Raw genomic sequence first — 10,967 nt, 5'->3', positions numbered from 1 at the left:
TCGCTGCGTGTGCGCGGCCTCGGTCGGGGCAGTAGACCGCGGACCGTCCGGCTCTCTTGCTCAAGCCCGTCGGTGGTCCCATCGGACGTGTGCACCACGGTGCCACTGCCCAACAGGGCCCCGCCAAGGTCAGCGCGAAGTGCCCCCGTCCAGAGGAGATGGAACAGCACCGGCAGGACCCGCAGCACGTCCCCGGCCTCCTCGGCTCCCGCCCGCAGCCGACGTGGCTGCCGGAAGACATCCACCAGGCGCTCGGCGACGTCAGCCTCACGGCCGCACCGCCAGTGCCGGTAGCGGGCCAGCCACCGCAGGTTCGCCATGAACACCGGATCGGCGGTACCGACGTGCACAAACTCCCAGCCGACCGCCGAACAGACTCGCTGGGTCGAGGCGAACGCCTCCGCGGTTCGCTCGTCGACCTGCTCCTCGGCGCGGACGTCGACCACCCGGGCACGGCCGTCGGCCAGCCGTACGAAGTAGTCAGGTGCGTGCCGCCGCTTCTCTTCGCCATCGCGCCAGTGCAGCCAGAACGGCTGGGAGGCGATCCCCACCACGTCCGGGGCGAAATCCAGCAGGATCAGCCGGTCCCTTAACCGAACTGATCTTGGCGGCGCCCTGTGCGGCCTGCATGCTCACGGAATGTGATTGGGAAGAATCTTGTGGCACCGTGATTTTGGGCGTGTCGTCCCGGCGGGGTGCTGTGGATGGGCGCCGTTGCGAAGGGGCGGGGGCCAGGTCGGTCCCGGAGGCAGTTCAGCGGAACTGGCGGAAGAACGTCCGGAGGTCGTCGACGAACAGGTCGGGTTCTTCCATCGCGGCGAAGTGGCCGCCGCGGTCGAACTCCGACCAGTGGACGATGTTGTGGTCCCGTTCGGCGAGTCGTCGGACGGGACGGGCCAGGTCGGCGGCGAAGACGGCCACGCCGGTGGGTGTGGCCAGTGGATCGGTGCGTGGTGGGCGGGAGGGGTGGAATGCCTCCCAGTAGTGGCGGGCGGATGATCCTGCGGTCGCGGTGAGCCAGTAGAGCATCACGTTGGTCAGGAGCCGGTCGCGGGAGACCGCTTCCTCGGGTGCCTCGGTGCTGTCCGTCCACTCCTTGAACTTCTCCACGATCCAGGCGAGTTGTCCGACCGGCGAGTCGGTGAGGGCGTAGGCCAGCGTCTGGGGGCGGGTGCCTTGGATCTTTGCGTAGCCCGACATCTCGGGTTCGGCGCTGGTCAGCCGGTCGAGCCGGGCGTGGTCGTCGTCGGTGAGTTCGGCTGCCTCGGCCGAGTCAGTGGGGGGTGGCGTCAGCAGGGTGTTGAGGTGGATCGCGATGACATGGTCGGTGTCGATGGCGGCCAGTTCCCGGGTGATCGCGTGTCCCCAGTCGCCGCCTTGGGCGCCGTAGCGGGGGTATCCCAGGCGTCGCATCAGCTCGGCCCATGCCTTGGCGACGCGGTGGATGTCCCAGCCGGGGTCGGGGGTCGGCCCGGACAGTCCGTATCCCGGGATGGAGGGGATCACCAGGTGGAAGGCGTCGGCCGGGTCGCCGCCGTGGGAGCCGGGGTCGGTCATCGGGCCGATGACGTCGAGGAATTCGATGATGGATCCGGGCCAGCCGTGGGTAATCAGGATGGGCAGGGCGTCGGGCTGGGCAGAGCGGATGTGTAGGAAGTGGATGTTGGCGTTGTCGATGGTGGTGGTGAACTGGGGCAGCCGGTTGAGATGTGCTTCGTGTTCCCGCCAGTCGTAGGTGGTGTGCCAGTAGGTGGTCAGCTCTTTGAGGTAGGCCATCGGCACGCCTTGGGACCAGCTGGCATCGCCTAACTCCTTGGGCCACCGGGTGGCGGCGAGGCGGACGGCCAGGTCGTCGAGATCTGTCTGGAGGATGTCGAGGGTGAAGGGGCGGACGACGGTCGCTGTGTGCTCGTTCATTCGGTGTCCTCGTCTTCGGGCTCGCCTGCGAGTGCGCGTGCGGCGGCCAGGTCGCTCTCGTCCCAGCCCCAGTGGCCGGGGTGCTGGGGCTGCTTGGCCTGTTCGTCGATCCAGCGGTTGTGGGCTTCCCAGGCCGCCTGCTTGCTGGTGCCCAGGGCCGCACCGATCTGCGACCACGAGGCGCCGGCCGTGCGGGCGGAGCGCACCGAGAGCTGACGTCCATAGCTCGCCTTGCGTGCGATCACCTCGCCCAGTGCGAGAAGCTCCAGCGCCTCGCCCCGCGTAAGAGGTTCCGCGCCGGGAGCGGGCGGCTCGAGCGCTGAATCGTCCTCATCGGCCGACGGCGCCAGAGCCTCGCGAGCCCGTAGTGCGTCATAGCGCGCGACTGCGGTCACCAGCGTGAACTGGTGTTCAAGTTCGTTGGGGGTAGGCACGGCCCGAGTATTTCGTCAGGGCACCTTGACGACAAGGTGCCCTGACGCTGTTGGGGGTGGTGTCCTGGGGTCAGCTGCTTGGGGGCAAGCCGGGCATGCCGAGGTGGGTGGGTTCGGCCCGTGTGCTGAGCTTGTGCATGGTCTGGAGTTTCTGCTCGGCGGCCTCAAGGGTGGCTTCCAGGCCGGCGATCTCGCCGAGCCAGCCCTCGCGGCGGGCCTCGGTGATCCGGGCCCGCAGGTTGTCGCGGATCTCCAGGAGCCGGGGCTCCTGGGCGGGGTCGGGGCGGAGCAGCGGGCATCGGACGCAGCTGTGCTCATGGACGCATGGGGTGCCGAAGTCCCTGGTGCAGACGCCGAGTGCGACCTTGCGGAGCTCGAAGTGGTGAAGGAACTGGTCCCACTCTTCCGCGGTGAGGTCGCGGTATTCCTCGCCAGGGCGGAGAGTGCGACGGCGGGCGATGAAGGCCCGGTGGTGGGTGACGACGTCCTCTGAATAGATGGCGGCGTATCCCATCGTGGTTCCGAGATCGAGATGGCCGAGGATTTTGGCGGCGATGTGGGGCGGGAGTCCCGAGCGCAGGGCGTCTGTCGCGAATAGCCTGCGGAAGTCGTGCGGGGTGAACTGCAGCGGGCGGTTCGTGGCGTCTGTCAGGCCGGAGACGGCGAGGGTGTGGCTGAGGAACCGGCGGATGGTGTTGTAGGAGAGTGCCCGGTGTTCGGGGCCGCGAGGCCGCTGGAACAGGAAGGGCATCGGCGGACTCCAGCTACGGTCGTAGGGATCGTAGGCGGCCACCAGGGGCAGAGTGGCTCGGCCGCCGCGGACACGGTGGATGATCTCGGCGAGGACTTCGCCGAGTTCGGGTGAGACCAGCAGCAGCCGCTCGGCGTCGGTCTTGGACGGGACGATCTGCAGCATCGGGACGACCTCGCCGGTGCTGGGCAGCTTGTAGGCGATGAAGCTGTGGTGGGACAGCTCGGTGAGTTCCTCGATGCGGACGCCGGTATGGCGGAGCACTTCGATGGTGGCCCAGCCCCAGAAGGCGCGTTCCTCTTCGAAGGTCAGGTCGCGGCGCTGGTGGGTCGCAAGGTCGGTGACGTAGATCCTTCCCGCTGCGGCCCGTCGGCGGAGGAACTTGTCGCCGTGGGCGGCAAACACCTCCCCGAGGGAGGCGGCGAGCGCGGCATCCAGACGGGCGCGGGTCTCCTTGCGTTCGCGTTCGGCTGTACGGATCAGTGCCGGAAGCACGGGGAGGCGGGCACGGGTGCGTTGGTCCATGGCGGCCTTGCGGTGCTTGCGCTCCTTGTGCAAGGAGCATTCGCTGGCCTTGATGGGGCATGGCGCAGCCCAGGTCGCCCATCGGGACGGCTCTTCGGCGGCCCAGCGGGCGATGTCGAGATAGAACGCCCGGATGATCAGCAGCTGGCTGCGGGCCGTGACCCGGTCACCGGTGGGTCGTCCGTCCTGGTCGCGGACGTGCTTGAGGCGTTCCTTCCAGGCTGTGGTGACCGAAGTCTCCAGGTGCAGGGAGTCGATTCCGGGGTGGTGCTGTTCCAGGTCCCGCCAGAACAGGCCGCAGAGGGCGTGAGCCATGTGCACGAGGGAGGCGTAGTCGAGCTCGGCGGCCCGTTCGGACAAGTACGACACGAACAGCTCCCGCATCGATGGGTTCTGCAGTGCGTACTTGTCGACGAGTTCGGCGGGAGTGCGCTGCCCGGGCATCTGGGCGGCTCGGAGACGGGGCGGCGAGCTGGCGGGCAGGACCCCGGTCTCGGCCAGCAGGGCATAGAAGAGCGGCCGGTTGTTGGATCCGCTGCACTGGTATTCGCGCAACGCGGTGTTGAGCTCGACGCAGTCGCCGACGGTGATGTCGCTGATCCGCCCGCCCTTGTTCAGCAAGATCCAGGTGATCCGGTTGAGGGCCTCCTTGCGGTCGAGGGGGTTGTGGCGGCCGGTCGCTTCGCAGTGGGCGAGCAGCCGGGCGAAGCCGGTGGAGTCGAGCCGGCTGCGGGCTTCTTCGAGGAGCACGCTGGGCCGGTAACGCAGCAGCCACCGATAGCCGGGACGCAGGACCTTACCGGTGAGCATCAGCCGCATCGCCGCGAGCAGATCGGCGCGGACGTGCGTGGGCGGACGGTCGGCGAGAGCCGGGACGCTTTGCACGACGAGATCTGTCCAGGCCGCCCCTGCCGTCTCGGCGCCACTGGCCAGCCAGCGGTCCTGCCAGGTCTGTCCGGGGTCTTCACCAAGCCAGTGCAGCAGCGCGGTGAGCCCGCGGCGCATGGCCCGCCGGATGTCGGCGCTGTCCGGCCGGAGCGGTGGCTTCGTCAGGCGTTCGAGGAGCTCGACACGGGACTGCTCGGTCTCTGCCCAGGTCTGTGACTGAGGCCGGGGAGGGTACTCCTGCGGGAAGCGGGCGGCCGCGTCGTTCCGGGCTGAGGGAAGGACCGTAGGCGCGACGTTCGTAGTCACGAGGTGGTCTCCTCACTCGACGGCAGGGTGCCGAAGAGGGCCTGCAGCACTTCGGGGCGGTATCCCGGTGCCGGCCGTGGAGGGGCCGCTGCTGCTTCGCTCTGCCGTGCGTGGTGAGCGAGGAGACGTTCGACCACGTGGTCGGGGTTGGGCGTCAGATATAGCTCCGTAGTGGACAAATGAGCGTGTCCGAGGACCCATTGGACATCGACCAAGGTCATGTGCGGGTCGTTGACCATGCGATATGCCGCGCTGTGGCGAAGGTCGTGAAGGGACCAGTTGGAGCCGAGGGCCTGCTGGGCCCGAGTGAACATCATCCGGGCGGCGTCATAGGACAAGGGACGGCGCGGGCGCCGTTGCGTCCACCACAGCGGACCGTCCGGCCCTTCGGGAACCTCGCCCGGGAGGCTGTGCTGGTAGAGCCGCAGCCAGACGAACGCATCGGCGGAGGCGGGCAGCATCTGAAGAGCCCGGCTTCCTTTGCGGATCACGCCAATGAGTTGGTCAGCCGGGTCGACTCTGCTGCGGACCGTGCCAAGGAGCTCCTCGGCCCGGGCACCGGTGGAGATCCAGAAGGCCAGCAGGGCCCGGTCGCGGTGGCATGACAGCGCGGCGAACAGCTGGTTGAAGCACTCATCCGGGATCGCGCGGGGAACCCGCTTGGGTGCCTTGGGCTGGTAGGGCGCCGGCCGCCCGGGCCGCCGCCAGGGCTGCAACGGGTTGTGATGCGCGTTGACATACGCGTCCGAGGCACCACGGCCAGCCGGGAACGGGTTGACCAGCGGGTGTCCGTGTTCCGCGCGGTGGTACTCGTAGAAGCCGTGGATCACCGCGCGGGCATGCCGACGGGTCGCCACCGCGTAGGACTCCGCGGGATGCCTCTTGCCGGTGACCGGGTTGACCGCCCCGGGCGGGGGACTGTCCTGGCGCCGGGGCCGGGGCGTCTTGGACACGCGGGCCAGCCAGAGCGCGTAATCGCGTGCCTCGGCTCGCGATGCCCGATCCCACGAAACCGCCAGGGCCTGCAAGAACCGGAACCAGCCGAGGAGTTCGTAGGCGTACGACCGCAGGGTCGCCGGCGAACAGTCGGACGCCGTGAGATCTCGCAGGAACTCGGTCACCGCCAGTACTTCACCCCCGCAGGCGTCGAACAGCCGGTACGGGATCGGGTCGCCCAGGATCTGCTTGACCTTGCCAACCCGCGGTACGACCAACGTTTCAACATTCCGGACCGGCCCGTCCACCTCTGCCTCCAGGTACGTCGCGAACGCTGACGACCCGGGATCTCAGCACAAGCCGGAACTTGATCGGGGACGCTCTACAGACGGGTGCCCGAGAGAGTGGCTACCGTCTGCTACTTCACGGCACGGTGAGCAGAGGGCCGTGACCTCGGTTAGTTCGGTCAACAGGACGCTCCAGCCACGACTCGTAACCCACATGGCCGCCGGTTGTCACCGCGTAGTACCAGCCGGGGAAACTGCGATCACCCTTGTTCCAGCGGAACCCGCGCACAGGCGGTACGTCCTCGAACCGGACGCTCCACCCGGCGCCTAACGCGGTACGACGACGCACAGCGCCGTCGAAGAAGTCCAGGTCGAAGGCACTGAGCACGGGATCGCCGTACGCGTGTAACGCTTCCCCCACCATCTCCCCAGACAGCCAGCCCTACCCCACCATCTCCCCAGACAGCCAGCCCTAAACGATCACTCAACCTTCGGTGAGAAACCTAGCGGTCACCAACCTTCGATGACAACGCTCAACCTTCACTGCGAGAGGTCATCTGGTCCGTGGCGGGCCCCCACCACAGGGCGGGCAGGAATGGGGCCACCGACGGAATTCTCTGACCTGCGATGTTGCCGGGGCGAGCGTGATCGTTTCCCGGTGGGAAGCAGGCGGCTTCCCGGTGTGAGTTGTGTCAGTGCGGTGCACCCAGGCCTTCATCGTCCCGTTCCTGCCAGTGGGCGAGTTGACCACGACGGTGAAGGATCTGCGGCTTCAGGGCGGCAAGCCGCTGGACCCTGACAGACCGGCCGGTGGGGCGGGTTGCCGAACTCGCCCCACCGGCCGGTGCCGTCCCATACGCTGAGGGAAGGGACAGGCGGTCCGCGGGGGCGCTGGGGGAGGACTACATGCTGGAGTGGGTTGCTGCGTTAGCACTTGTGGGGGCCACGACCTTCACAGAGTCGATGGCCGGACAGGCGTGGCAAAGTACCAGGGACACGCTGGCCCGGATCCTCGGGCGGGGCAGCGAAGAGCGCGAGCAGCGTGCGCTGGCACGGCTCGACGAGACCGCCGCCGAGGTCGTACGGGCCTTCGAGGCAGACGGGTCGGACGGAGCCGACGAGGCGGCCGTGCTCGCGCGGGTGGCCGGGCAGTGGGAGACCCGGCTCCAGGACTTCCTGGACGAACACCCCGAAGCTCGGGGTGAGTTGGAGGCGCTGGTCTCGCAGGCTCGGGCTGCGCTGCCGGAGGAGCGGGCGACCCGGGTGACTCAGACCATCTCCCGCAACACGATCAAGGGCGACGCGATCGTGATCGGTTCGGCCGGCCGTGACATCACCATCGGCCGCAAGCCCTGAGGCGGAAGGCGCGGCCCCTGGTACTGAGGAGGCCGCGCCTGGGCCTGCGCCCGCCCCCGCCTTCCGCGACCTCTACCAGGACACCTCCCACAATCTGGTCTCAGGCGACCTCATCACCGTCGGCAACGTCGGCCGTGACTTCGTCCTCCAGGTCCCGGAGCGGATCACCACCGCCCTGGACGGACTCCCGTCCCCCACACGGCTGTTCAGCGGCCGACACGCGTATCTCAACGACTTCGCACAGGCGTTGGACCCGGACCAGTCGGACGGCTGCGTCGCCCGCGTCGTCACCGGCATGCCCGGCGTCGGCAAGACCGAACTCGTCCTCCAGGTCGCCGACCGCGCGCTGCGCCGCGAGGGCTGGTTCCCCGGCGGCGTCCTATTCGTGGATCTCTTCGGCTACGACCCCGAGCGCCGCCTGCCGCCCGAGCAGGCGCTGGCCAGCTTCCTGCGCGCACTTGGCGTACCAGCCGAGCATGTACCCGCCGACGTGCAGGAACGCGCCCGGCTGTACGCGACGATCCTGCGCACGTACGCCGACGCTGGCCGCAGACTGCTGGTGGTCCTCGACAACGTGGCCGCCGCCGAGGACGTACGGCTCCTCCTGCCGTCCGACGGTGCCACCTCCGTACTGATCACCTCTCGGCACGCCCTCGGCGTCCCCGGCGCGCGGACGCATCGGCTGATGGAACTTCAGCCGGAGGAGGCCATCGCGCTGTTGGGGGACGGTCTGACCGCCGCGAACGGCGCGTCCGACACCCGCGTCATGGACGCGCCCGAGTCGGCCGCAGAGATCGCCCGGTTGTGCGGATTGCTGCCGCTCGCCCTGCAAATCGTCACCGCGCTGCTCGCCGATCAGCCCGACAAGCCGCTGGCGGTGATGGCCCGCGATCTCACGGAGGCGCGCGAGGAGCGGCTGGACGAGCTGGAGCGGGAGGAGGCGGCGGTACGGGCAGCCTTCCACCTCTCCTACCGGCGGCTGGACGCCCACCAGGCCCTGCTCTTTCGTCTGTTGCCGCTCAACCCGGGTCCGGACGTCGCGGTGCCGGCCGCGGCGGCACTGTTGGACGTCCGCGAGCCGGTGGCCCGCCGCACTCTGGAGGCCCTGCACCGGGCGCACTTGGTGGAACGCGGCGCGGCGTACGGCAGATGGCGGATGCACGATCTGCTGCGGCTCTACGCGAGCGAGCGCGGCTGGGAAGACAGGGAGGGAGACGGACGCGGGCGCGCGGCCGGGCGGCTGCTCAGGTTCTACGCCATCAATGTGCGGGACGCCGAAGCGCACATCGCCGGGCAGGAGTCGAGGGACAGGCTTTTCCCCGACCGTGCGCAGGCGATCGACTGGCTGGAGGCCGAGCTGCCGAATCTGGTGGCCTCGACGGTCTGGGCCGCTGGCAGCGAGCAGTGGGATTTCGTGCTGCCGCTCGCTCTGCGTCTGTCAGGCTTCTTCGAACTGCACCGGCACCACGACGAGTGGATTCTCACGGCGCTGGCCGGGTGGCGAGCCGCGAAGGCGCTTGGTGAGGAGGAACTAGCGTACGCGACCCTCAACCTGGGGCAGGCGTTCACCGCCGCTGGCCGCAACGGCGAGGCATTGCCGACGCTGGAGATCGCCGCCGGACTGCACCGGGCGGTGGACAATCTCGTCGGTGAGGCAAACGCCGCCAATGCCAGCGGCCTGATCATGATGGACGAAGGCCGACTGGGCGAGGCGTACGAGCAGTTCTCGGCAGCCGCAGCGCTCTTCGCCCGCCGGGCCGACGGCAGCTCTGTGGCGGAGGTCGATGTCAACCGGGCGTCCTGCCTGGCGCGGATGGGGCGGGAGAACGAGGGCCGGGAGATGCTGCGCCGGGCGATCGCGGTCTTCCGAAGCGAAGGGGACGTCCGGCATGAGGCAGGGGCACTGGTGAATCTGGCCGCCATGTCATTCGGTCAGGAGGAAGAGGACCGTCAGGACGGTCGCGTCGAGGCGAACGCCCAAGACGACGAGATCGGGACCTGCCGACGCGCCATCGCGGTGTTCGAAGAGGCTGGAGATGTGTACGGTGCGGCGATCGCGACCGTGCAGCTCGGCAAGCTGCTCAGTCGGGCGGGCGAGCACAAGGCCGCAGCCGACGTGCTGGAGAAGGCGGTTGCGGCCTTCCACCGTACCGGCGATCGCTCGCTGGAGGCGGAGTCCTTGGGGGAGCTGGGTCTGTGCTTCGACGCCAGGGACAAGCACCGCCGGGCGGTGGAGTTGTACCGGCAGGCCGAAACGATGTTCGCCGAGCTGGACAACCAGGGCGGTCGCGGGCGGATGCTGTCCCGAATCGCCGTCGCGTACAGCGAGATGCGCCGGCCCAAGGACGCCCTCAACGCTTACCGCGAGTCTGCGGACGCGCACGCGGCGGCCGGGGATACCCGGCGGGAGGCCATCGTGCAACTCGGGTTGGCAGAGCAGTTGAGTACCGCGGGACGGCCGCGCGAGTCGGTACGGGCCGCCCACCGGGCCGCGCTGCTCCTCGCCGGAGCCGAGAACGACCACGCGCAGGCCGCGGTGAGCAACTACGCCGGGACGTTGAAGAAGGCCCGTGCGGCTCTCGACGGACCCTCGATCCACGCGGAGGCGCTGGCGCTGTTCGCGGCACCGGAAGCCGCTGAGCCACCGGATTCGGCAGCGCTGCCGGGCCCCGGCACGCAGCCGGACCTTGCCGCGTACCGCGCCCGTACGCTGCTCAGCTTCGGCATGCTGCGGCACATGCGGCGCGAGTGGGCGCAGGCCGAGGCGTACTACGAGGAGGCGGGGCTGCTCTTCGAGACTCTGGGCCACGACCACTTCGTTGCGGTGGTCGCGAACAATCTGGGCGGGTGCCTGGCCAGTCAGGGCAAGCACGGACAGGCCCTCACGGCTTGCGAGTCGGCGCTGCACCGCTACCGGGAACTCGCCGAGCGCGATGGCGAAGCGCAGGCGCTCATGCAACTCGCCACCCCGCTCGGCGGGACCGGCCGCTTCCAGGAGGCCGAGGCCGCACTACGGGAGGCGATCGAGATATTCGACGGCCTCGGCCACCCGCAGGGCTTCCTCGCCATGAACAACCTGGGCACCCTGTACGAAGATCAGGGACGGATGGAGGAAGCTGCGCTCTGGTACGGCCGCTCCGCGCGGGGCAAGTGCCTCCCGGCGGCGGAGAATCTACGCCGGATCACGGAGGCGGGATAACGCGGCCGGTCCTCGTCAACAGCCTAATCTTCCGCTCCTCCGGCCAGGACCTCACCACCGCCAGCACCTACACCGAAATGGCATCCCGCTTCACCGAACCCGTCCTCATCGGCGTTGCCGCCCCCGCCGTCCGCAGCCGCATCAAACGCTGACCACCCGACACGAACAGCCCGACCGGTCTACAGCACGCCCAGCACGCGGGCCCCCGTGCATTTCGTCACCGCCCCTAGCTCATTTCGTCGGTGACCCGAATGGGCCGTGGGGTGTCGTCGTGCCGGTGGGCGTGGCGGTTCGTAGGCTGGTGGCGCTCGGGGCTGTCGCGGAGGTCTGTCATGCCCCACACCGTGTGGTCGGGTGCCATCTCCTTC

Annotated in this window: 6 protein-coding genes and 1 pseudogene; 2 read left to right on the top strand and 5 right to left on the bottom strand. The window is 69.0% G+C overall.

Features of this window, described 5'->3' with window-relative positions; all coding sequences use genetic code 11:
- Positions 1-104: 104 nt before the first annotated feature.
- From OG568_RS61770 to OG568_RS50230, 5 genes and pseudogenes are all read right to left on the bottom strand, one after another.
- Positions 105-581, bottom strand: a pseudogene (locus OG568_RS61770) (TnsA-like heteromeric transposase endonuclease subunit); the annotation flags it as partial.
- A 172-nt stretch (positions 582-753) separates the two neighbouring features.
- Positions 754-1,917: an epoxide hydrolase family protein gene (locus OG568_RS50245; RefSeq protein WP_329536824.1), complete on the bottom strand. Its 1,164-nt coding sequence runs from the start codon at positions 1,915-1,917 to the stop codon at positions 754-756.
- Complete coding sequence (locus OG568_RS50240; RefSeq protein WP_329536823.1) at positions 1,914-2,351, bottom strand: hypothetical protein; 438 nt, start codon at positions 2,349-2,351, stop codon at positions 1,914-1,916. Before OG568_RS50240 ends, OG568_RS50245 begins: the two co-directional genes overlap by 4 nt.
- Positions 2,352-2,421: 70 nt before the next feature.
- A complete protein-coding gene (locus OG568_RS50235) occupies positions 2,422-4,821 on the bottom strand; it encodes a site-specific integrase (RefSeq protein WP_329536822.1) in 2,400 nt (799 codons plus the stop codon).
- Positions 4,818-6,035, bottom strand: a complete 1,218-nt coding sequence (locus tag OG568_RS50230; RefSeq protein WP_329536821.1) for a tyrosine-type recombinase/integrase — start codon at positions 6,033-6,035, stop codon at positions 4,818-4,820. Before OG568_RS50230 ends, OG568_RS50235 begins: the two co-directional genes overlap by 4 nt.
- Before the next feature lie 972 nt (positions 6,036-7,007).
- Here OG568_RS50230 and OG568_RS50220 point away from each other — a divergent pair.
- Entirely contained in the window at positions 7,008-7,400 is a 393-nt protein-coding gene (locus tag OG568_RS50220) for a hypothetical protein (protein ID WP_329536820.1), read from the top strand.
- Positions 7,372-10,599 (top strand): tetratricopeptide repeat protein, encoded by a 3,228-nt coding sequence (locus OG568_RS50215; RefSeq protein ID WP_329536819.1) that lies wholly within the window; start codon positions 7,372-7,374, stop codon positions 10,597-10,599. The genes OG568_RS50220 and OG568_RS50215 overlap by 29 nt, the downstream gene beginning before the upstream one ends.
- Positions 10,600-10,967: the final 368 nt, after the last annotated feature.

The sequence above is a fragment of the Streptomyces sp. NBC_01450 genome (assembly GCF_036227505.1).
Lineage (GTDB): Bacteria > Actinomycetota > Actinomycetes > Streptomycetales > Streptomycetaceae > Streptomyces.
The sequence above is the reverse complement of the archived record's forward strand: the minus strand, read 5'-3'. Positions and strand labels throughout refer to the sequence as shown.